Annotated in this window: 18 protein-coding genes and 1 pseudogene; 11 read left to right on the plus strand and 8 right to left on the minus strand. The window is 71.1% G+C overall.

Annotated features, from left to right (window positions below; all coding sequences use genetic code 11):
• Positions 1-92 precede the first annotated feature (92 nt).
• Positions 93-2003, plus strand: a complete 1911-nt coding sequence (gene htpG / locus ACWC21_RS25070; RefSeq protein WP_450885055.1) for a molecular chaperone HtpG — start codon at positions 93-95, stop codon at positions 2001-2003.
• A gap of 82 nt (positions 2004-2085) precedes the next feature.
• Here htpG and ACWC21_RS25075 read toward each other — a convergent pair whose 3' ends face one another.
• The 5 genes from ACWC21_RS25075 to ACWC21_RS25095 all read right to left on the minus strand — a co-directional run bounded on the left by ACWC21_RS25075 (position 2086) and on the right by ACWC21_RS25095 (position 8526).
• The gene (locus ACWC21_RS25075) at positions 2086-2652 is read right to left on the minus strand and encodes an antibiotic biosynthesis monooxygenase (RefSeq protein ID WP_450885056.1); all 567 of its coding nucleotides are present in this window, start codon (positions 2650-2652) and stop codon (positions 2086-2088) included.
• 135 nt (positions 2653-2787) lie between these two features.
• Positions 2788-4770, minus strand: coding sequence for an acetoacetate--CoA ligase (locus tag ACWC21_RS25080; RefSeq protein WP_450885057.1), 1983 nt, complete (start codon positions 4768-4770; stop codon positions 2788-2790).
• The gene (mhpA, locus tag ACWC21_RS25085; protein ID WP_450885058.1) at positions 4767-6368 is read right to left on the minus strand and encodes a bifunctional 3-(3-hydroxy-phenyl)propionate/3-hydroxycinnamic acid hydroxylase MhpA; all 1602 of its coding nucleotides are present in this window, start codon (positions 6366-6368) and stop codon (positions 4767-4769) included. Before mhpA ends, ACWC21_RS25080 begins: the two co-directional genes overlap by 4 nt.
• A gap of 35 nt (positions 6369-6403) precedes the next feature.
• On the minus strand, positions 6404-7342 hold the full coding sequence (locus ACWC21_RS25090) for a fumarylacetoacetate hydrolase family protein (protein WP_450885059.1): 939 nt from the start codon (positions 7340-7342) through the stop codon (positions 6404-6406).
• 29 nt (positions 7343-7371) lie between these two features.
• The gene (locus ACWC21_RS25095; RefSeq protein WP_450885060.1) at positions 7372-8526 is read right to left on the minus strand and encodes a VOC family protein; all 1155 of its coding nucleotides are present in this window, start codon (positions 8524-8526) and stop codon (positions 7372-7374) included.
• A gap of 158 nt (positions 8527-8684) precedes the next feature.
• On the opposite strand from ACWC21_RS25095, the gene ACWC21_RS25100 reads away from it, so the two are divergent.
• From ACWC21_RS25100 to ACWC21_RS25120, 5 genes are all read left to right on the plus strand, one after another.
• The gene (locus ACWC21_RS25100; protein WP_450885061.1) at positions 8685-9320 is read left to right on the plus strand and encodes a TetR/AcrR family transcriptional regulator; all 636 of its coding nucleotides are present in this window, start codon (positions 8685-8687) and stop codon (positions 9318-9320) included.
• Between the two features lie 502 nt (positions 9321-9822).
• Positions 9823-10758 carry a GNAT family N-acetyltransferase gene (locus ACWC21_RS25105; RefSeq protein ID WP_450885062.1) on the plus strand — a complete coding sequence of 312 codons (936 nt, stop codon included), beginning with the start codon at positions 9823-9825 and terminating at the stop codon, positions 10756-10758.
• The gene (locus ACWC21_RS25110) at positions 10755-12095 is read left to right on the plus strand and encodes an ABC transporter substrate-binding protein (protein ID WP_450885063.1); all 1341 of its coding nucleotides are present in this window, start codon (positions 10755-10757) and stop codon (positions 12093-12095) included. The genes ACWC21_RS25105 and ACWC21_RS25110 overlap by 4 nt, the downstream gene beginning before the upstream one ends.
• On the plus strand, positions 12089-13057 hold the full coding sequence (locus ACWC21_RS25115) for a carbohydrate ABC transporter permease (protein ID WP_450885064.1): 969 nt from the start codon (positions 12089-12091) through the stop codon (positions 13055-13057). The genes ACWC21_RS25110 and ACWC21_RS25115 overlap by 7 nt, the downstream gene beginning before the upstream one ends.
• Complete coding sequence (locus ACWC21_RS25120; RefSeq protein WP_450885065.1) at positions 13054-13923, plus strand: carbohydrate ABC transporter permease; 870 nt, start codon at positions 13054-13056, stop codon at positions 13921-13923. The genes ACWC21_RS25115 and ACWC21_RS25120 overlap by 4 nt, the downstream gene beginning before the upstream one ends.
• Here ACWC21_RS25120 and ACWC21_RS25125 read toward each other — a convergent pair.
• Positions 13887-15167: a hypothetical protein gene (locus ACWC21_RS25125; protein ID WP_450885066.1), complete on the minus strand. Its 1281-nt coding sequence runs from the start codon at positions 15165-15167 to the stop codon at positions 13887-13889. The genes ACWC21_RS25120 and ACWC21_RS25125 overlap by 37 nt on opposite strands.
• A 469-nt stretch (positions 15168-15636) precedes the next feature.
• Between ACWC21_RS25125 and ACWC21_RS25130 the strand changes: the two genes are divergently transcribed.
• The 4 genes from ACWC21_RS25130 to ACWC21_RS25145 all read left to right on the plus strand — a co-directional run bounded on the left by ACWC21_RS25130 (position 15637) and on the right by ACWC21_RS25145 (position 19199).
• Positions 15637-16587, plus strand: a complete 951-nt coding sequence (locus tag ACWC21_RS25130; RefSeq protein ID WP_450885067.1) for a quinone oxidoreductase family protein — start codon at positions 15637-15639, stop codon at positions 16585-16587.
• A gap of 94 nt (positions 16588-16681) precedes the next feature.
• Positions 16682-17485: an IclR family transcriptional regulator domain-containing protein gene (locus tag ACWC21_RS25135; RefSeq protein ID WP_450885068.1), complete on the plus strand. Its 804-nt coding sequence runs from the start codon at positions 16682-16684 to the stop codon at positions 17483-17485.
• Positions 17486-17604: 119 nt separating this feature from the next.
• Positions 17605-18186 carry a TetR/AcrR family transcriptional regulator gene (locus tag ACWC21_RS25140; RefSeq protein ID WP_450885069.1) on the plus strand — a complete coding sequence of 194 codons (582 nt, stop codon included), beginning with the start codon at positions 17605-17607 and terminating at the stop codon, positions 18184-18186.
• A 47-nt stretch (positions 18187-18233) separates the two neighbouring features.
• Positions 18234-19199, plus strand: coding sequence for a DMT family transporter (locus ACWC21_RS25145; protein ID WP_450885070.1), 966 nt, complete (start codon positions 18234-18236; stop codon positions 19197-19199).
• Between the two features lie 18 nt (positions 19200-19217).
• Here the strand turns inward: ACWC21_RS25145 and ACWC21_RS25150 are convergent, their stop codons facing one another.
• Positions 19218-20306: an AraC family transcriptional regulator gene (locus tag ACWC21_RS25150; RefSeq protein ID WP_450885071.1), complete on the minus strand. Its 1089-nt coding sequence runs from the start codon at positions 20304-20306 to the stop codon at positions 19218-19220.
• A 52-nt stretch (positions 20307-20358) separates the two neighbouring features.
• Between ACWC21_RS25150 and ACWC21_RS25155 the strand changes: the two genes are divergently transcribed.
• A complete protein-coding gene (locus ACWC21_RS25155) occupies positions 20359-20610 on the plus strand; it encodes a DUF4242 domain-containing protein (protein ID WP_450885072.1) in 252 nt (83 codons plus the stop codon).
• Positions 20611-20724: 114 nt separating this feature from the next.
• Here ACWC21_RS25155 and ACWC21_RS25160 read toward each other — a convergent pair.
• A pseudogene (locus ACWC21_RS25160) lies at positions 20725-21003 on the minus strand (DMT family transporter); the annotation flags it as partial.

The following is a 21003-nucleotide window of genomic DNA, read 5'->3' on the forward strand; positions in this document are numbered from 1 at the left end:
ATCGCTCCGATATCCGGCCACTGCCTTGACGTGGTGTTTTACAGTGGCTGGCACCAGTTTCTGGCGACAGCACCTGTGAGGTATTCGCGACCATGCCGACTGAGACGTTTGAGTTTCAGGTGGAGGCCCGTCAGCTGCTGCAGCTGATGATTCACTCGGTCTACTCGAACAAGGATGTCTTCCTGCGGGAGCTCGTCTCCAACGCATCCGACGCCCTGGACAAGCTTCGCCTCGAGAAGCTCTGGAACGACTCGCTCGAGGCCGACGTGTCCGACCTGCACATCGACATCGACATCGACGAGGACGCCCGCACCCTCACCGTGCGGGACAACGGCATCGGGATGTCGTACGAGGAGGTCGGCCGGCTCATCGGCACGATCGCCAACTCGGGCACGGCGAAGTTCCTCCAGGAGCTGCAGGAGGCCAAGGACGCGGCCGGGGCGGAGGGGCTGATCGGCCAGTTCGGCGTCGGGTTCTACTCCGGCTTCATGGTGGCGGACGAGGTCACCCTGGTGACCCGGCGCGCCGGAGAGAGCCAGGGCACCCGCTGGACTTCGCGGGGCGAGGGCACCTACACGCTGGAGACGGCCGACGACGCGCCGCAGGGCACCTCGGTCACGCTCCACCTCAAGCCGGCCGACCCGGAGAACCAGCTCCACGACTACACCTCCCCGTGGAAGATCAGGGAGATCATCAAGCGGTACTCGGACTTCATCACCTGGCCCATCCGGATGGTGCCCGAGCGTCCCACCGAGGCCGGCGAGAGCGACGAGGCGCCCGGACCCGAGACGCTCAACTCCATGAAGGCGCTGTGGGCGCGGCCGCGTGACGAGGTGTCCGACGACGAGTACCACGAGCTGTACAAGCACATCGGCCACGACTGGCGCGACCCACTGGAGACCATCCGGCTCCAGGCGGAGGGCACCTTCGAGTACCAGGCACTGCTGTTCCTCCCCGCCCACGCCCCCCACGACCTGTTCACGCGCGACTTCCAGCGCGGCGTGCAGTTGTACGTCAAACGCGTGTTCATCATGGACGACTGCGAGGCGCTGCTGCCGCCGTACCTCCGCTTCGTCAAGGGCGTCGTCGACGCGGCGGACCTCTCGCTCAACGTCTCCCGGGAGATCCTGCAGCAGGACCGCCACATCGAGATGATGCGGCGACGGCTGACGAAGAAGGTCCTGTCCACGGTCAAGGAGATGATGACCAAGGACCAGGACCGCTACGCCACGTTCTGGCGGGAGTTCGGCACCGTCCTGAAGGAGGGGCTGGTCACCGACTCGGAGAACCGCGACGCCATCCTCGCCCTCGCGTCGTTCGCGAGCACGCACCACGACACCGAGCCGACCACGCTCAGGGGTTACGTGGAGCGGATGAAGGACGGGCAGGACGAGATCTACTACCTGACGGGCGAGTCCCGGCAGAGCATCGAGGACTCCCCGCACATGGAGGCGTTCCGGGACCGCGGCATCGAGGTGCTGCTGCTCACCGACCCCGTCGACGAGGTGTGGGCCGACGCCGTCGGCGAGTACGAGGGCAAGAAGCTGCGGTCCGTCGCCAAGGGCAGGATCGACCTCGACGCGAAGGACGAGGACGCCGCCGACGACGAGCGGGAGAAGCAGACCGAGGAGTACGCCGGGCTGCTCGGCTGGATGAAGGAACAACTGGACGAGGACGTCAAGGAGGTGCGCCTGTCCTCGCGCCTCACCGTCTCCCCGGCCTGCGTCGTCTCCGACGCGCACGACCTGACCCCGGCCCTGGAGAACATGTACCGCGCGATGGGCCAGGAGGTGCCCCGCGCCAAGCGGATCCTGGAGCTCAATGCGAACCACCACCTGGTGAAGCGCCTCAACCAGGCGTACAAGGAGCTCGAGGACCGCACGGGACTGGCCGAGACCGCCGAGTTGCTGCACGGCCTCGCGGTGCTCGCCGAGGGCGGCCAGCCCAAGGAACCGGCCCGGTTCGTCAAACTGATGGCGGACCGCATGGAACGCGCGCTGTAGCCGGGCACCGCCGTGCGTCGGCGGCCTGCCCCACCGCCGGACGGGCAGGCCGCCGACGCACCGGCCCCGGGTGTCCGAGTGATCACCGGTCCGGCGGAGGGTACAGCCACCGCCGCAGCAGGCGGCTCAGCCGCGGCATCACCAGGTACGTCAGCGTCGGCAGCAGCACCACCGGGAACACCGCGGCCCGCAACGGCAGCGGCCAGGCGCCCGTGCGGGGCGTCGCCAGCCACTGGATCAGCAGTGTGAACGGATAGGCGCCGAGGAACGTGGTGAGCACCATCTTCCAGCGGGGCGGGGGTTGCACGGTGGTGCCGGGCAGGCTGAACCAGGTCTCCATCCCGGACGTCGACTGCCGTTCGCTGCCGATCTCGGTGGCGACGCCCTCGATCCGGGCGTGCCATGCCGCCCGCTCGTCCGAGTCCAGCCATGCGGTGAGCCGGTGCGGATCGGACCAGCGCAGCACCGCGTGGAAGCGGTGGCCCTCCTCCGGGCGCAGCCACGAGACGCCCTCGTTGCCCGGGAACCGTCTGGCGCAGCGGGTGATCCCGTGCGTCCAGTCCTCGAACTCCTGCTCCCGGCCGGGGCGCACCTCCCAGGTCAGAACCGTGGTGACCGGCTCGCCCCGCCGGGCTTCGGTGGTGCTCATGTTCATGAGGTGTGCCACGTACGGCGCGGATCATGCGCCGGGACTGTGCGGGCCGCCGGCCCCGGGCGCGCCGCCGGGCATGGGCGCGGCCCGGGAGGCGGACCGCACGTCGGCGATCCATCCGGCGGCCTCGCCTCACCGGTTGCGGCGTTCGGCTCCGATGCGGGCGAAGTAGTCGACGAGTTCAGGGGCATCCACCGCGGCGCGGTTGACGACCTGCTCGGCGGGGGCGCCCTGGAGGAGGCGCTTGACGGGGACTTCCAGTTTCTTGCCCGTGCGGGTGTGCGGGATGGCGGGGACCTCGAGGATCTCGTCCGGGACGTGGCGGGGCGAGGTGCCGGCGCGGATCGCCTCCTTGATCTTCTCGCGGAGGGTGTCGTCCAGGGTCGCTCCGGCGGCGGGGACCACGAACAGCGGCATCCAGTAGCCGCCCTCCGGTTCCTCCGCGCCGATGACGAGGGCTTCGGCGATCTCGGGGAGGCGTTCGACGACATCGTGGATGTCGGCGCTGCCCAGGCGCACACCGTTGCGGTTCAGCGTGCTGTCGGAGCGGCCGTGGACGATCACCGAGCCGTGACCGGTGAACGTGATCCAGTCGCCGTGCCGCCAGACACCGGGGTAGGAGGAGAAGTAGGCGTCGCGGTAGCGGATGCCGTCGGGGTCGTTCCAGAAGTACAGCGGCATCGACGGCATGGGGCGGGTGACGACCAGCTCGCCGACCTCGTCGGTGACCGGACGGCCGTCGGCGTCGTACGCGGCCAGGGCCACGCCCAGGTGCGGTGCGGACAGTTCCCCGGCCCGGACCGGCAGGTTGGGGGCGCTGCCCGCGAAGCCGGACACCACGTCGGTGCCGCCGCTGATGGACGCCAGCAGGACATGGTCGCCGACGTGGTCGCGGACCCAGGGGTAGGCGGAAGCCGGCAGGGCCGATCCGGTGCAGCCGACCACACGGACGCTCGACAGACCGTGCCCGGACGGGTCGATGCCGAACTTGGCCATGCCCAGCAGGTACTGGGGGCTGGTGCCGAACACGGTCACCCGGTGGCGGGCGGCCAGCTCCCACAGGATGTCGGGCTTGGCGAAGGGCGCCGGGCTGCCGTCGTACGTGCACGTCGTGGCACCGGTCAGCAGTGTGGAGGCGACCAGGTTCCACATCATCCAGTGGGTGGTGGTGTACCACAGGAGGCGGTCGCCGGGGCCGAGGTCGGAGTGCAGACCGAGAGTCTTCAGGTGCTCCAGCAGCACGCCGCCGTGGCCGTGGAGGATGCCCTTGGGCAGCCCGGTCGTGCCGGAGGAGAACACGACCCACAGCGGGTGGTCGAAGGGCACCGGAGTACAGGTGAGTTCCTCGGTGCGGGTGGCGGCCTCCTCCCATGGGACCACCACGGAGGGGTAGTGGTCCGCGAGCCGGGGCAGGCCCACGTGCTCCACCAGCAGCGTCGCCTTCGACGTCGGAAGCGCACGGGCCAGCTCGAGGGCTGCCTCCCGCCGGTCGTGCAGAGTGCCGTTGAAGAGGTAGCCGTCCGCGGCGATCAGTACGGTGGGTTCGAGCTGGGCGAACCGGTCAGCGGCTGCCTCGGGTGCGTAGTCCTGGCCGCACACCGACCACACGGCGCCGAGACTCGCGGAGGCGAGGAAGGCCACGATGGCGTGCGGGGTGTTGGGCAGGTAGCCGACGACCCGGTCGCCCGGCCCCACTCCCAGGGCGCGCAGCGTCGCGGCCACCGAGGCGACCTGGGCGCGCAGCCGCTTCCCGGTCATCTCGTACGCCGAGCCGGTCTCGTCGAGGGCGATGATCGCCACGTCGTCGTCCGTGGCACCGCGCAGGGCATGGTGGGCGTAGTTGAGGGTGGCGCCGGTGAACCAGCGGGCGCCCGGCATGGTCTCCTCGGCCAGGACCTGCTCGTAGGAGGTGTCCGCGGCGACGTCGAAGTACTCCCACACCGCGCCCCAGAAGCCCTCCAGGTCGTTGACCGACCAGCGGTGCAGGGCGGCGTAGTCCGCGTCGGCCGCCACACCCCGGTGCCGGGCCGCCCAGCGGGCGAAGTCCACGATGCGGCTGGCGGCCGCGGCCTCCGGATCGGGCCTGGAGAACGGGTCCGGGTACGGCGTGTTCATCGCGTCATGCTCCTCAGCAGGCCTTCCGCGACGGTCTCTCGGGAAGGAAGGGGGGTTCGTGTGGTGTGCAGCAGGCACGCCCATGCGGTGGTCGCCGTGAAGGCCTCGCCCCTGGACGGGACGACGTCCATCACGACCCGGTCAGGCCGTAGCAGCACGGCGTCCGCGCGCCCCTCGCGCAGCCAGGCGGCGAGCCGGCCGTCGTCGCCGAGGCCGTCGACGCGGACGACCCGGGCACCGAGGCCGTCGGCGACCGCCTGCAGCGAGGGGGACGGCGGTACGGCCGTCAGCACGGCGAAGGAGTCGCCGAGCAGGTCGTCGAGGCGGGTGCGGCGCCCGTGGACGGTCACCCACGGCTGCGGGCAGAAGCGGCCCACGAGCCCACCACCGGGCCCACGGACGCGGCGGTGCACGAGCGGCCCGGCGGTCAGGGCCGGACTGAGATCGCGGGAGACCGCCGTACTCAGCCCGGGGACGCGGACGGCCGCGCTCAGCAGTCCGCGCCGGACGGCGGCCGCGCCGTCCTGGCCGCCGGTCATGGCCCAGCCCATGGCGACCGCGAGTCGTATCACATGGCGGGCGTGCGGCTTGCGCTCGCTCTCGTAGGTGTCCAGCAGCCGCTCCTCAGCACCGTGCCGGAGGACGAGAGCAAGCTTCCAGGTCAGGTTATGGGCGTCGCGCAGACCCGCGCACAGCCCCTGCCCGATGAACGGCGGAGTGAGATGGGCCGCGTCACCGAGCAGGAAGACGCGACCCCGGCGCCAGCGGTCGGCGATACGCGCCCGGAAGGTGTAGCGCGCCTGCCGGAGCACCTCGAAGTCGGCGCCGGGGACCGGGTCCACCCACGGAGCGATCAGCTCCCGCAGCCGCTCGTGATCCAGCTCGGTGTCGTCCCGCAGCCGGAACTCCCAGCGGTAGCGGTCGGCACCGATCCGCATGAACGTCGCCGGTCGCTGAGGATCACAGATCTGTTCGACGCCTTCCCAGCAGCGGACCGGGAGACCGGTGCGCACGTCGACGACCGTCCAGCGCTCCTCGAAGCGCAGGTCCTTCCACGCGGCGCCGACGGCGTCGCGGGTGAGGCTGCCCGCGCCGTCGCAGCCGAGGACGGCATCCGCCCGCAGCAGGTGTTCGCCCGCCTCGTCGCGGTAGGTGACGCGGACCGGGCCGCCGTCGTCCTGTTCGACGCCGACGACCTCGACTCCGCCGCGCAGCTCGCACTCCGGGGCGCGGGCCAGGGCGGTGCGCAGTACCCGCTCCAGTTCGGGCTGGTCGAACATGCTGGTCTGCGGGTAGCCGTGGGCTCCCTGGGCGGCGCGCGGGAACTCGGCCATCACCCGGTGCCGGGCGTCCAGCAGCCGCAGCCCCCGCGCGGGACGGGCGATCGCGGCGAACTCCTCCTGGACACCTGCGGCCTGGAGGATGCGGCGCACCTCGTCGTCGGTGGCGACGGCACGCGGCAGGGGATAGACGGCGTGGTGGCGTTCGAGGACGACGGTACGCACGCCGCGCCGGGCCAGGAGGATGGCTGCGGTCACGCCCACGGGCCCGGCTCCGACGATCACCACGGGTACGTGCGCCGGCTTGTGGACGGTCATGTGCGGCTCACTTCCGGTATGGGTTCGCGCATGGGTCACTGCGCGTCGGTGACGGGCGTGCGCTGCTCACCGAGTTGGATGCGCCCGTCGGCGGTGGCGATGGTCGCGGTCACCACATCGCCGTGCCGCAGGTAGCGGGGATTGCTCGCCTGGCTCTTGAAGAAGGCCTTCCACTTCACCGCCGGCGGCAGCAGCGCGCCGATCTTCTCCACGGCCTTCGGCGGAGCCTTGAGCGCGGTCCCGCCGGGCGTGCCCGTCAGCAGCAGGTCCCCGGGGCCGAGGGTCTGGAACCGGGCCAGCAGCGTCAGGGCCTCGGCCGGTCGGACGATCATGTCGGCGAGGGTGCGGTCCTGACGCGGCTCGCCGTTCACGGACAACTGCAGCCGCAGGTCGAGGAGACGGTCGAAGTCCTCCGGTCCCAGCAGGGAGAGGTACGGCCCGGTGGGCGTGAACGTGGGGTACGACTTGCTCTCGTAGAACTGCGTCTTGGTCAACTGCACGTCACGGGCGCTGACGTCGTTGGTGATCACGAGTCCTGCGACGTACGACGGCACGTCGCGCTCCTCGACGACGGTGCCGACCGGGAGGGGCGCGCCCATGACCAGGCCGAGCTCGATCTCGTAGTCGAGGAACCTCACGTGCGGCGGCCGCACGATGGCCTCTCCCGGGCCGCTGACGGACCCGGACGCCTTGCGGAAGAAGGCGGGCGGGATGTCCCCGGTGAAACCCGAGTCCCGGGCGTGACTGCGGTAGTTGACCATCTGGGCGACCACCCGGCAGGGGGTGGTGACGGGGGAGAGGGCGACCAGGTCGGCCACGGGTGTGTCCACCGCGCCGGACGCGGCGGCCGCCTCGACCGCGGCCCGGTCGGCCAGCAGCTCGGCCGTGGTGACGGCCTTGGTGCCGACCGGGACGGCATGGTCGCCGAGGACGGCCCACCAGCCGTCGGCGGTGCGCAGGACGTTGGTGCTCATGTCGGTTGCCTTTGCTGAGAGGGAGGGGGTCAGGAGTTCACGGCCTTCAGCAGGCCCACCAGGCGTGCCGGGTCCACCTCGTTGTCGCCCCGCAGGGCCCGGACGACATCGCGGATGCGTTGCGGGGAGGGACTGGCGCCGAGGAAGTCGCGGGTGGCCGGCGGCCCCCACTGGGCCAGGCCGCTCGTCGACATGGGCGCCCAGCCGGGCTCGACGTCGCAGGAGAACAGGTCGCCGTCGGCGAAGTGCTCCAGCATGAAGCGGTCGGGGTCGCGCCAGTAGTCGAAGACCTGGCTGCCCTGGATGTGCCGCCCGATGCCCCAGCTGCGCTTGTAGCCGCGCTCGGCCAGGTACTCGCCGCCGGCGGCGAGCGAGTCCAGGTCGGTCACCTGGTAGGCGGAGTGGACATAGCCGTTGCCCGGCCCCAAGTGCATGGCGAGGGTGTGGTGGTCCACGGCCAGACTGCCCCGGTCGCAGCGGACGAACGCCATCGTCGGCCCGCGGTCGCGCTGCCCGTCGAGGAACAGGAAGTCGGACACGATCATCCCGAGCGTGTCCAGGTACCAGTCCAGGGACCGGCCGAACACACGGGTCTCCAGGACCACATGGCCCAGCCGCTGGATACGGGACGGTTCACGCGGAGGCCGCTGCGCAGCGTTCGTACGGCGGTGATCAGTGCCGAAGTTGAGCAGCAGCGGCTGCTGGCCGGGCAGCGCCGGAAGTTCCTCCCGGAGGTGCACCACACGCACCGGGAAACCCGAGGGATCGAGCAGCGCGACCGCCTTGCCGCCGCCCGGCACATCGGCGTCCCGTACAGCCGTTCCCGTCGCCCGGGCCAGCCGGTCCAGGTCGGCACGCTCCGCCGCACGGAAAGCCGGACCGATGAAGCGAGAGGTCCGACCGCGCCGGATCACCATGCAGGGCGACCCCGCGAAGGTGCCCCGCAGCCACAGTTCCTGTTCCGAGCGGGCGGCGATGCCGAACCCGAAGTCACGGGCGAAGACCTCCGCCCGGTCCAGGTCGGGCTTCTCGAACTCCAGCCAGGCCAGGTCGGCGACCTTGATCACGGGGTTCCGCGACCGCCCGGGGTGCTCGCCGCGCAGGGCTCCCTGTTCGCTGTGGAGGTCCTGGTGGGCCGTCCTGACGTCCGTGACGCCGACCGCGTCGGCGCGGGTTCCGGCCATGGTGTCCTCCAAGAAACGTCGCCGTGATGAGGAAATCATCAGTGTTGATGCTTCGATCGTCAAGCGTCTCCCCGGTGGAGGTGATGGAGTCATCAGGTATGTACTGACGGAATCATCAGAACTGTGGCGCCATGCGGCTCGTTGCTAGACTTCCGCCCATGCCGACGTCAGCTCCGCCCCGCAACCGGTTCGAACGGCGCCGCGCCGAGACCCGCCAGGCGCTCGTCCGCGCGGCCCGGCGCATACTCGCCGAGACCGGGGACACCAGCGCGAGCATCCAGGCGATCGCGGAACGCGCGGACGTCGGCTTCGGCTCCTTCTACAACCACTTCGAGTCGAAGACGGAGCTGTTCGACGCGGCGGTGCAGGACGCCCTCGAGGAGTTCGGCCAGGCTTTCGACGAGCATCTGCGGGGCATCGACGACCCGGCGGAACTCGTTGCCGCGGGCTTCCGCCTCAGCGCACGCCTTGCCGACTCCCGGCCCGAACTGATGCAGGTTCTGCGCCGCCGTGGCCTCGGTCACATCCACGCGGACTCGGGCCTCGCCCCGCGCGCCAGGCGCGACCTGGAGAGTGGTGTCGCCTCCGGCCGCTTCACCATCGCCGACCCGACCGTCGCGCTGACCGCCCTGGGCGGCTCACTGCTGGCGCTGGTGGAGCTGCGCTTCGCCCGGCCGGAGCTCGACGGCGACGAGGCCGCGTCGAGTCTGGCCGAGATGCTGCTGCGCATGCTGGGCGTCCCGTCCGAGGAAGCCCACGACGTCGCTAGGCGCCCCCTGCCCGACCTCGCCTGAGGACGGGCCGGGTGCTGTGACCCGACCCGCGGCGGAGGGGACCGGCAGACGCATCGGCACCACCGTGGCGGTCGCCGGCACCATCCAGGAGCCGGCCGGTCTCGGCGCTTCGCCCGCCTCTTCCGGCCTCCCGGCCCGGGGATCCGCCTGACGGGGATGTGCGACGAGGGGAAGCGCGGCCGCCACGCCCGCGGCCCGGAGCCGGGCCGGTGTGGCACAGCGAGGAGCGCAGGATCCGCCACGGCCATGCCCTCGCCGAGGCCCTCGGCATCGACCGCCCACCCGCCCCGGCCGACGGCCTGCTCGCGCGCCGCTGAGGGGAACGGGCCGACAGGGTTCCCGTCGGCGGCCGTGACATCCCGCGCATCCAAGGGATATACCGGTACATTTCTGGCTGCCGCTTCGGGAGATCACCAGCAGACGGGGGCGAAGGATGAGCACGACAACCCCGCCGATGACCCCTCGCACAGCGCAAGCCCGGGCCGGGATCCGTGGCTTTCGCGTGGGTGACGGACCGCCGTTGGTGGAGGCGTGGTGCCGGAGTGCGCCCGCCGACCCCATCACCCCGGACCGTTTCCGCTCCCTGGTCCTGCTGGACGCCAACTTCGACCCGGAAGGGCTCCGCGTCGCCGTCGCCGGCGACCGTGTCGTCGGCGCGGCCTACGCGGTGCGCCGTCTGACGCCGATGACCGGCACCGACCTGGAGCCGGAGCAGGGCTGGCTCCCGTTCTTCTTCGTCGACCCGGCCGCCCGCGGGCACGGGCTCGGCCGGCGGCTGCTGAGCGATGCCCTCGACTGGCTGCGCAGCCACGACCGCACCCGGGTGGACTTCTCCCCCTACACCCCGAACTACTTCCTCCCCGGCCTGGACGCAGAGGCCTACCCGGAAGCGGCCGGCCTCCTTCGTTCGCTGGGGTTCCGGACCCTGTACGAGGCGGCGGCCATGGACCGCGGCCTCGTCGGCTATCGCCTCCCGGAGGGTGTCGCGCGCCGACGGGCCCAACTGACGGCGCAGGGCTACCGGTTCACCACTCCGTCCGACGACGACGTGGTGGAACTCGTCGCCCTCGCCGGGGCCCACTTCAACCCGGACTGGGCACGCGCGATCCGCGCCGCGTGCCTGGCCGCGGGCACGTCGCTCGACCGCATCGTCGTCGTCCGGGACCCGTCCGGCCGCCTGGCCGGCTGGGCGATGCACGGCGCGTACGAGTCGGTGGACGAGCGGTTCGGCCCGTTCGGAGTGCTCGAGGACATGCGCGGTACCGGACTCGGGAGCATCCTGCTCCACCTGGTCCTGGGCCGTATGCGGGCGCGTGGCGCGCACTCCGCGTGGTTCCTCTGGACGGGCGAGCACTCCCCGGCGGGTCACCTGTACCGCAAGGCCGGCTTCACCACGACCCGGGTGTTCCAGGTGATGCGCCGGGAGGCCGCCGGATGACACGGTCGCACCGCGCCGGCGGCCTGAGCCGCCGTCACTTCGCCCTCGCTCTGCCCTCTTCGCTGCTCGCCGCCGGATGTGCCGCGCCGCACCGGGGCACCGGGCGGCCCGGGGATCCGATCGTCCTCACCCTGCTGTCCCACTACGCGAGCGGGACACTCAAGGCGGCCCTGCAGGGTCCGGTCGACGAGTGGAACGCCACCCACGAACGGGTGAAGGTGCAGACGAAGGCCGTCGAGTTCACGGACCTGCTGACCACGTTCATGGTCCGGCAGGCCGCGGGTCAGGGCGCCGACATCATCCATCCGTACTGCCTGTGGAACGGCCAGCTCGTCCAGGCGGGCGTCCTGCGGCCCGCTCCGCAGGAGCCCGCCGAGGAGATCACCCGCGGCTACGGAACGGCCGCGGTCGCGGCCTCCTCGGTGGGGGGCAAGGTCTACGGCTACCCCACCGAGGTGCAGACGTACGCCCTCTACTACAACAAGCGGCTCCTGCACGAGGCCGGCATCGACGGCCCTCCGCACACCTGGCGGGAGCTGGAGGAGACCGCCTACCGGACCGCCCGACGCGACCGGTACGGCAACACACTGGTCCAGGGATTCGGGCTGTCGACGTACGACGACTCCACCACCGTCGGCCAGACCCTCGCCCTGCTCAGTGCCGCCGGCGGAACCTTCGTCTCCGCGGACGGCAGGAGCACCGCGATCGACTCGCCGGCCGGCCGGGCGGTGTTCGATCTGGAGCACCGCCTCATCGCCGAAGGAGCGAGCGACCCCGGCGTCAACGTCTACAAGGCGTTCCCGTCCGGGCAGGTGGCCATGGTGGTCGGCGCCGGCTGGTGGACCACAAGTCTGAAGGCGCTGATGGGCACGGACTACCGAGATGTCGGCGTCGCGCCCGTGCCCGTCCCCGAGACGGGCGACGAGCGTGCCACGCTCTCCACCGGATTCATGCTGGGGGTCAACACGGCCAGTGCGTACCCGCGCGAGGCCTGGGAGTTCCTGCGCTGGCTCAACACCGAGAAGGTCCGCGTGAAGAGCGAGGGGAAGACCGCGACAGCGACCCGGATGAGTTCCCTGCAGGTGTCCGTCGGCTCCCTGACCGGGCGCGCCGACGACATACGGACCCTTCTGGGCCAGGGTGGCGACCCGAACCTGCGCCCGTTCCTCGACGCGTTGGCATACGCGGTGCCGGAACCGAACGTGCCCGGGGCGCAGCAGGCCAAGTCACTGCTCCGCAGGAACATCGAGGCGTTCTGGACCGGCCGGCAGTCGGTCGACGAGGCACTGCGCACCACCCGCCGTCAGGTCGATCAGGAGGTGTCGCGCTCATGGTGAACGCGCTGGCGCCGGAACCCACCGGACGGGCGGCGCACAGCAGGCGATCCGCCGTACCCGCCGTCGACGGCCGCGGCCGGATCCGGCACCGGCACCGCCAAGTGGTCGTCGCCTACCTGTTCCTGGCGCCGACGCTGCTGTTCTTCGCGGTCTTCCTGTTCCTGCCGCTCGGCTTCGCGCTGCTGCTGTCGATGTCCCACTGGACCGGTTTCGACCTCGGCGACATCGACCCCGTCGGCCTGGACAACTTCACCGGCCTCTTCGCGGACGGATCGACGTTCCTGGTGCCGGTCCTCACCAACACGCTCCTGTTCGCCCTCGGCACCGTGGCTCTCGCCCTCTCGGGCTCCCTGCTCGTCGCCACCTGCATCGACAAGCTGCGGTTCCAGGGACTGTGGCGCACCCTGTACTTCCTGCCGATCGTCACGACCGTCGTAGCCGTCGGCAACGTGTGGAAGTTCATGTACGAGCCGGGCGGGCTCGTCAACGGAGCCCTCAACACCCTCGGGTTCGACTCGGTGGCGTTCCTCCAGGACCCGGACACCGCGCTGCCCTCCGTAGTGGTCGTACAGGCCTGGGCCTCGGTCGGTACGGCCATCCTCGTCCTGACCGCCGGGCTGAAGTCCGTCCCCGGGGCGTACTACGAAGCCGCCGCGCTCGACGGCGCCGGGCCCGTCACCGTGTTCTGGAGGATCACATTGCCGCTGCTGAGGCCGTCCCTGCTGTTCGTCTGCGTCACCCAGTTCCTCACCGGCCTGCAGTCATTCGCCCTGATCACTGTGATGACCAAGGGCGGCCCGGGGGACGCGACCGATGTGGCCGCGCTGGAGATGTACCGGCAGGCCTTCGCCCACGGCGACTGGGGCACCGCGAGCGCCGCGGCCTTCGTGCTGTTCGTGGTGGTCCTCGCGGTCACCCTGGCGCAGTTGTGGGTCTTCCGGCGCAAGGGGGAGGACGCGTGATCCGTCGCCGTTTCCCCTGGCCGGCGTATCTGCTGGTGGTGGCCGGTGCCGTGGTCACGGTGGTGCCGTTCCTGGACATGGTGATGACGTCCTTCAAGGGGCCCGGCGAGTCCGGCACGCTGCCCTACCGGTTCCTGCCCAAGGCGTTCGACCTGTCCAACTACCGTGCGGCGATGGACCAGCTCGACCTTCCGGTGCTCTTCCGCAACAGCGTCACCGCCACCGCCGTGATCACCGCCTCCGTCCTGCTCACGTCGTCACTCGCCGGATACGCGCTCGCCAAGCTCCGCTTCCCCGGCCGGGGCTTCGTCTTCCGTCTCGTGCTGTCGACGATGATGTTCCCCCCGTTCCTCTTCTTCGTCCCGCACTTCCTCATCCTGGCGCACTGGCCGCTGGCGGGCGGCAACGACCTGTTCGGCCGCGGCGGCGCCGGACTGACCGTCAGCATCGTCGCGCTCGCCGTGCCGTTCCTCGTCAACGGCTTCGGGATCTTCCTGATGCGCCAGTTCATGGTCGCGATCCCGGACGAGGTCCTCGAGGCCGCCCGCATCGACGGAGCCGGTGAGTTCGCCGTGTGGTGGCGGATCGTGGTGCCGCAGACCAAGCCGGTCGTGGTGACCCTCGGACTGCTGACCTTCGTCGACGCCTGGAACGAGTACATCTGGGCGCTGCTCGTCTCGACGGCCAACCCGGACGTCATGACGCTTCCCGTCGGCATCCAGCTCCTGCAGGACCACGTCGACCCGGCCCGCACGATGCCCATCGTCATGGCCGGGCTCGTCCTGAGCATCCTCCCGGTCCTGATCCTCTTCCTCCTGCTGCAGAAGTACTACGTCCGCGGCGTCATGCTCAGCGGCCTCAAGTAGTCCTCCACCGCCCGGATGACGCGGTAGTCCGCCTCGACGGCGTCCGGCTCGTCGCTGCTGAGAACGACCTCGGCGCACCGGGACGCGGGGGTGACCGGGGCGTGCTCCAGGAGGTCTGCGCTGACCGCGACCACCGTCGGAAGCCGGCGCAGGGAACGCCCCAGCTGCGGGCCGAACGCCTCGCCGCCCCGGCGCACGCACACTCGGACGACCCGGTGCCCCGTCGCACCCGGCGCGAACGGAACGGGCAGCGGCGGCACCGTGGTGTCCAGTGCGTCCGTCAAGCGGTCGTAGCCGGTTGCCGTGCGCAGCGCCTCGTCGGCCGGTGAAATGTCGGGCACCGCCAGTGCCGAGACGAGGAGCGGGCCCCGGCCCTCCTGGTAGGCGACGCGTGCGGTGACGGGTCCGCGCAGCACGCCCAGGGCGTCGAGCACGCGCAGCACGTACGCCGAAAGGACTCGTGTCAGCGGCTCGTGGGGGAGCAACAGGTCGATGCGGTCCAGGGAGCGGTCGCAGGAGCGGGTCTCAGCCCATACGTCGGTGACGGCATGGTCCGGCCGACCGTCCGTACCCGGGCGGCTGACACTGTTGACCACGAACTGCCGGACGGGCAGCCGCTCGGTGAGGACCAGGCGCGCGTCGTCGGAGTACCGGGCGGCCGCCCGCTTCATGGCGGGCCAGAAGGTGTTGATCTGCTTCTTGCCGTCGCAGGGCACCGGCTCGACCGGAACTCCGGCCGCGGCGGGGGCCAGCAGGTAGCCGGGCAGGCGGCAGGTCTCGGCCCAGGCCAGTACCTCGGCGAGGCTCGCGCTGCGGATGCCGCGTGGTGCCGGTATGCCGGCTCGTGCCAGGGCGGCCGCCTGAACACCACGGTCGTAGCGCAGCCCCGATGTCTCGGGATCCCCCTGGGGCAGGCCCAGATGCCAGGCGATCCGCTCCGCCAGCCCGACGCCCGCCGCACTCCCGGCGACGACGGCCGACACTCCCAGCCCCCGCAGCGCCTTGACCGTACGCCGCAGGGATCCGCGATGCTCCACGAAGTCCGCACAGCCACTTGCCCCGTGCGCCGGTGCCGACGCCGACGGCCGGCACCGGGTGTCCGGTTCGACGGCCACGCATCGCCAGCCGCGCTGCCCGAAGGACTCCGCGGGCAAAGCGCTGCCGCGGGGGGCGACGATCGCCACGGTACCGGCGACGGCCCCGAACCGGGGCGCGACGACGGGTACGGCGGAGGTCATGGTCATGGAAGCGGGCTCCCTAGGAGGACCAGATGCGCGCGGCACCCTGCCAGTTGGTCTCAGGTGTGATCGGCCCGCCGCACGGCCTTCCGGCGGGCGGAGTTGCGGACGGGGGCCTGCCCGGCGCTTCGCCGACGAGTCCGGGCACGGCCGTCGCGACACCCGGTGTCCGGCTTCGTGAACGGCCACGGTGAGTAGAAAGGGAAAGGGGCACAGCAGCCTCCTGCGCTGGTCCTCCTGTAGCGCTCGAGCGGGGGGCATCACTATGTCTGTCCGAAAGGGCAAATGCAATCCGCGGATTCCCCTTCTCACCTCCCGAGAAGTTCGACGTTGAATTTTCTCGCCGAGTGAGAAACGGATGGCTTCTTCTCACCTCGTGAGAAAGGTGTAGACGGCAAGATGGCCAGGTGGGAGTCGTTGTGCGGATGCCCTAGCCTGTCGTGGTACACATCCGCCCCGCGTCCATAGGAGTGCCGTGCGCGCCATTGTCATGAGGGAATTCGGCGGCCCAGAGGTCCTGCAGCTGGAACACGTTCCCGACCCCGAGCCCGCGCCCGGACAAAACCTGCTGGATGTGAGACTGGCGGGTGTCAACTACGCGGATGTCCATGTACGCGGAAACACCTACCTCGCGCCGGTCGAGCTTCCGTACGTTCCTGGCAACGAGGTCGTCGGCACCACCGCCGACGGCAGGCGTGTCGTGGCGCTGACCCAAGGCGGTGGCTACGCGCAGAAGGTGGCCGCCCACCGCAGACTGCAGTGGGAGATCCCCGACGAAGTCACCGACGAACAGGCGGTGTCGCTGGCTCTGCAGGGGAACAGCGCGTACCACCTCCTCTTCACCGTCGCGCAGATCGTGAAGGGGCAGACCGTCGTCATTCCTGCCGCCGCCGGCGGCGTCGGTTCGCTGGCCGTCCAGTTGGCGCACCGGGCGGGCGCCCGGGTCATCGCTCTCGCCGGTACGGACGAGAAGCGTCGGCTGGCCTTGGAGCTGGGAGCGACGGCGGCCGTCGACTCCTCCGACGAGGACGGCCTGACGGAGCGGATCCTCGACGCGGCCGGAGGGCCCGTGCACGCCGCGTTGGAGATGACCGGCGGCAGGACGCTGCTGCAGACACTCGACGTGGTCGCCCCGCGCGGCAGGCTCGTCGTGTACGGCTTCGCCGGCGGGCAGCTCGCCCAGGTCCCGGTGCACACGCTGCTCCAGAAGTCCGTCACCGTCGCCGGTTTCTGGCTCCCGCATCTCTACACGGACCGGACGCTCCCGCTGGCGGCGTCCATGAGGCAGCTCTTCGACGCCGTCGGCAACGGCTCGCTCAAGACCGTGAGCGGCGGGACCTATCCGCTCGCCGACGCGGCCAAGGCGCACCACGTGCTCAACAGCCGTACGGGGACGGGTAAGTTCAGTCTCGCTGTCACCGAGTAATAATCTTGTGCCCTACCGTATGCGGTGGCTTCGGAGCCGTGTACCACCGTGCTCCGGGCAGAGGGGCGCGGGCCGGATGAAGGGGGTACGGCTGATGAGTGGACGGCGCGGAACCGGGACCGGTTACGCCGACCGCTTCATGCGGGTGCAGCAGGCGTTCATCACTCTGGGCCCCGGTGCGCACCGGCTGTCCGAGATCGCCAAAGCAGCCGATCTCGACGACTCCACGACCGGCCGCATGCTCACCGCCGGAACCTACAACAGCACTTTCGTCCGAATCGACCGAGGCCTGTACCAGCTCGGCAGCACGGTCGCCGACCTGGGGCTCCACGCACTGGCCGAGGACAACCTCTCCGGCAGCGAGGCCACCCATGTCCTCCAAGGTCTGCGCGGGGCGACCGACAGCGGCCTGGTCTTCCTGTACATGAGGGCTCCGTTCGGCATAGCGGGCAGACAGTGCCTGGACATGGCGGTGGGGGACTCCGATCTCGTCGAGCTCGGAATGACGCCCCGCGACGTCCTGTCGGTCACACGGTCGCTGCGAACCGGCGCCTCGGGTCGGACGATCCTCGCCTACCTGCCCGAGCAGATCCAGCAGCGGGTGGCCGACGACCCGGTTCCGGAAGAAGCCGGCCCCGGGGTCATCCGCGACGGCGGCGAACTGCTCGCCTCCCTCGCCGACATCCGTGACCAGGGGTACGCCCTGGGGCGCCAGGAGTGCATGGCGAAGTGGAACTCCATCGCCGCGCCCGTCATCTGGGACGGCGCGATCTGGGGTGCGGTCCTGCTGCTCAAGCCCATGGACGTCATGCCGGAAGCTCCCCAGCACTACATCTACGCCACCATCACGGCGGCCGCCAGGCTCAGCCGGCTCGGCGGGGCCTGGCACGCCGACTGATCACCCGCCGGCGTCCGCCGCCCGCCGTCGATGACCTCGGTCCCTTCGTCTCTCTGCGCCGTCCGCTATGGTAGGTAGACCGACCTACATAGAAGACCTCTCTTCTCCGGGGACGAGCGATGAGTGAGACCAGGCGGCGACCGGCCCGGGAGCGCCTGCTGGCGGCCGCGGCGCGCCGCTTCTACGCCGACGGCGTCACCGCGACCGGGATCGACACGATCACCGCCGAGGCCGGCGTGGCGAAGATGAGCCTGTACAACAACTTCGCCGGCAAGGCCGAGCTCGTCATGGCCTATCTGGAAGCCCGGCACGAGGAGTGGCTCGCCCTCTACCGAACCCGGGTCGAGCGGGCCGACACCGCGCGCGACGGCGTCCTGGCGGTCTTCGACGCCTACGCCGACCATGCGGAGTCCGCCTACGAGCGCGGCTTCCGCGGGTGCGGTCTGCTCAACGCGGCCGCCGAGCTGCCCGCGGGGGACGAGGGGAGGGCGGTCGTACGCCGCCACAAAGAGGAGGTCGAGCGCCTGATCGCCGGCCATCTAGAGGACCTCTTGCCCGGACGGCCCGGTGACGCACGCGCGGCGGCCGAACACCTGTCGTTTCTGCTGGAGGGCGCGATGGCGCGCGCCGGCCTCGAGGGGGACAGCACCCGCCTGCAGCACGCCCGCGCGATGGCGGCGGACCTGCTGGACCGGCTGTGAGGCGCCCCGCTGTGCCCGGCCCCTCGACGGCCGCCGGCTCCTTGTGCGTGCTCACCGCATCCCTGCTGTGGGGCACGACGGGCACAGCGGCCACCTTCGCTCCCGCCGTCGGGCCGCTCGCCATCGGCGCCGTCGCCATGGGGCTGGGCGGACTGCTCCAGGCCCTGGTCGCAGCCCCTCGGATGGCTCGCCAGGCAGCACGGCTGCGTGAGCGGCTCGGCATCGTCGTGCTCGGCGCCGTCGCGGTGGCTGCCTACCCCCTGGCCTTCTACAGCTCGATGCGTCTGGCCGGAGTGGCCGTCGGAACCGTGGTGTCGATCGGCACCGCCCCGCCGGCCTCGGCGCTGATCGAACATGTCCTGGACGGCAGGCGCCTGACGGGGCGTTGGAAACTCGGAGCCGCCCTCGGACTCCTGGGCACCGTCATCCTGTGCGCGGCCGAGGCCACGCGGACCCCCGCCGGTCCGGAGCGGGCGTCTCCGGGGGCGACGGTACTCGGTGTCGCGCTGGGCCTTCTCGCCGCCACCGCCTACGCGCTCTACTCCTGGGCGGCACACCGGTTGATCACCCGGCGGATAGCCCCCCGCGCCGCCATGGGATCGGTCTTCGGGCTGGGCGGACTGCTCCTCCTGCCCGTCCTGCTGCTCACCGGCGCCCCGCTCCTCGCCTCCTGGTCCAACGCGGCGGTCGGCGCCTACATGGCGCTCGTACCGATGTTCGCCGGCTACGTCCTCTTCGGATGGGGGCTGGCACACGTGCCGGCCAGCACGGCTACCACGCTTTCCCTGCTCGAGCCGGCCGTCGCGGCGGTGCTCGCCGTGCTGGTCATCGGCGAGCGCCAGCCCGGCGCGGGCTGGATCGGTATCGCGCTCGTGGTCGCCTGCCTCGCCGTCCTCACCGCCCCGGCGTCTCCCACTCGGCGCCGGCGGCCGCGGCCGGAGGACGCCGCTGCGCCGCGGAGGAGCGCCGAAAAACGGCCCACAACCGCCGAACTCGCCGGCCGCTCCGACTGACAGCCCGGACGACTTCGCTCAAGCCCGGAAGGGCCGGCCCTGGGAACGGGCCCTGCCCGGCTGTGCCCGACGCCACGTGCCAGGGGCCATGGCGTGGACACGTTTGAACGCCCGGCTGAACGCCTCCTCGGAGTCGTACCCGACTCGGTGGGCGACGGCGGCGACCGAGTGCCCGGTCGTGGCGAGCAGGTTCTCCGCCAGGTGCATCCGCCAGTCGGCGAGGTAGCGGATCGGTGAGCGGCCGAGCACCTGGCGGAACCGCTCGTCCAGTGCGGAACGGGAGACCGCCGCCGTCTCGGCGAGTCGCTGAACCGTCCAGCGGTGGTCCGGCGCGGCGTGCAGGCGTGCCAGCGCCGGCGCGAGGACCGGATCGGCGAGCGCCGCCATCCACCGTGTGTCGATCGCCGCCACCGTTGCCAGATGCAGTCGGAGGGTTTCCAGCAACACCAGCTCCGGGAGTCTCGTCGCCGTCCGGTCGGTGCCCGGTGCCGCGGAACCGAGCGCCAGAGCGTAGTCGACGCTGGACCGGATCCAGGCCGCCGCGGGTCCGTCCGGCGGGCGCACCACGAAGAGGGACGGCAGTGCCTGAAGGGCGGGGTTGAACAGCGGATGGTCGCAGTGCAGATAGCCGCACACGACGTCGGTACGTCCCCCGCCGGCGCCGTGCCGAAGCACCGGCAGGGTCCGCCAGGGGGGCGGACTGAGCAGATCGAGGATGGGAACCTCCTCCGCCGCGTCGGATCCGCCCATCGAGTGCTGCTCGCCGTACGGCACGACGACGACATCGCCCTCACGGGCCCACAGGCGTTCACCACCTCGGGCCCGGGCCCAGCACTCCCCGCGGGCGACGATATGGAAAACGATCAAGCGTCTCGCGCCCGGTCGGAGGGCCCGGACCAGCTGGTCGGGCGTCGGTGACCGGTACGCCCACCCTTCGGTGAACTCGGCGCGGAAGAAGATCGCCCCGTCCAGCCGCAGTCCCTGCAGGGCCGAATCGAGCGTGCCCCACGCCGCCGCGGGCGGTGTGACCACCTCGCCGGAACCGTGCGCGGGGCTACGGCTAGGAGTCCCGGTCGTGCGGTCATGGCTCTTCCTGCCGAGCGTCACGAGTATCAAGTGTGGCACCGCCAGGAGTGCCGGGCACACGAAGGGAAAGATCATGGCGCTGTATCTCGACGTCCACACGATCAGTGGGGGCGTGACCGCGGAGGACGCGGCGAAGGCTCACCAGGCGGACCTGCAGACACAGGGCAGGTTCGGGGTCCGCTACCTGCGGTACTGGGTCAACGAGCCGCAGGGAAAGGTTTTCTGCCTCATCGAGGCACCGTCGGCGCAGGCCGCCACCGCCGTGCACCAGGAGGCGCACGGCCTGCTCGCCGAGGACGTCTTCCTCGTCCAGGAGGGCGACTGACCGGCGGGGTGAGGCGCGGGCCGGCCGGTGCGCGGACGCGCCGTCGAGTGAGCCGGCCGGCCCGCGACGCCCCTCGCCCGCTGCCGAGACCGCCGGCAGGCCCGCCGGCCGGGTTCAGGTGTCACGGCTCGCAGCGGTGGATTCCGGTGCCGCCGTGTCCCAGCTTCGGCCCGCGGCCAACATGGGCGATCTGGTCAGACCGACGATGCCCGCCGCCATCAGACCGACGCCCGCGGCCTCGGGCAGCAGGTTCCAGCCCAGAGCGATGCTCTCCCCGAACAGCAGACCGCCGAGTGTGACGCTGATGAGGGCGTCTCCCAGGGTCAGGGCCGGCTGGGAGGCGGCCAGGGTGCCGGCCCGCAAGGTCCACTGGAGCAGCAGTACGCTCAGTAG

The organism is Streptomyces sp. NPDC001348 (assembly GCF_053597535.1).

What these genes read in the sequence shown, in the direction of transcription:
- ACWC21_RS25135 (WP_450885068.1), top strand. Translation starts at nt 16,682, where the DNA reads ATGAGTGGACGGCGCGGAACCGGGACCGGTTACGCCGACCGCTTCATG.
- ACWC21_RS25095 (WP_450885060.1), bottom strand. Translation starts at nt 8,526, where the DNA reads ATGGCCGGAACCCGCGCCGACGCGGTCGGCGTCACGGACGTCAGGACG.
- ACWC21_RS25100 (WP_450885061.1), top strand. Translation starts at nt 8,685, where the DNA reads ATGCCGACGTCAGCTCCGCCCCGCAACCGGTTCGAACGGCGCCGCGCC.
- ACWC21_RS25110 (WP_450885063.1), top strand. Translation starts at nt 10,755, where the DNA reads ATGACACGGTCGCACCGCGCCGGCGGCCTGAGCCGCCGTCACTTCGCC.
- mhpA (WP_450885058.1), bottom strand. Translation starts at nt 6,368, where the DNA reads ATGACCGTCCACAAGCCGGCGCACGTACCCGTGGTGATCGTCGGAGCC.
- ACWC21_RS25075 (WP_450885056.1), bottom strand. Translation starts at nt 2,652, where the DNA reads ATGAGCACCACCGAAGCCCGGCGGGGCGAGCCGGTCACCACGGTTCTG.
- htpG (WP_450885055.1), top strand. Translation starts at nt 93, where the DNA reads ATGCCGACTGAGACGTTTGAGTTTCAGGTGGAGGCCCGTCAGCTGCTG.
- ACWC21_RS25140 (WP_450885069.1), top strand. Translation starts at nt 17,605, where the DNA reads ATGAGTGAGACCAGGCGGCGACCGGCCCGGGAGCGCCTGCTGGCGGCC.
- ACWC21_RS25080 (WP_450885057.1), bottom strand. Translation starts at nt 4,770, where the DNA reads ATGAACACGCCGTACCCGGACCCGTTCTCCAGGCCCGATCCGGAGGCC.
- ACWC21_RS25155 (WP_450885072.1), top strand. Translation starts at nt 20,359, where the DNA reads ATGGCGCTGTATCTCGACGTCCACACGATCAGTGGGGGCGTGACCGCG.
- ACWC21_RS25090 (WP_450885059.1), bottom strand. Translation starts at nt 7,342, where the DNA reads ATGAGCACCAACGTCCTGCGCACCGCCGACGGCTGGTGGGCCGTCCTC.
- ACWC21_RS25115 (WP_450885064.1), top strand. Translation starts at nt 12,089, where the DNA reads ATGGTGAACGCGCTGGCGCCGGAACCCACCGGACGGGCGGCGCACAGC.
- ACWC21_RS25125 (WP_450885066.1), bottom strand. Translation starts at nt 15,167, where the DNA reads ATGACCATGACCTCCGCCGTACCCGTCGTCGCGCCCCGGTTCGGGGCC.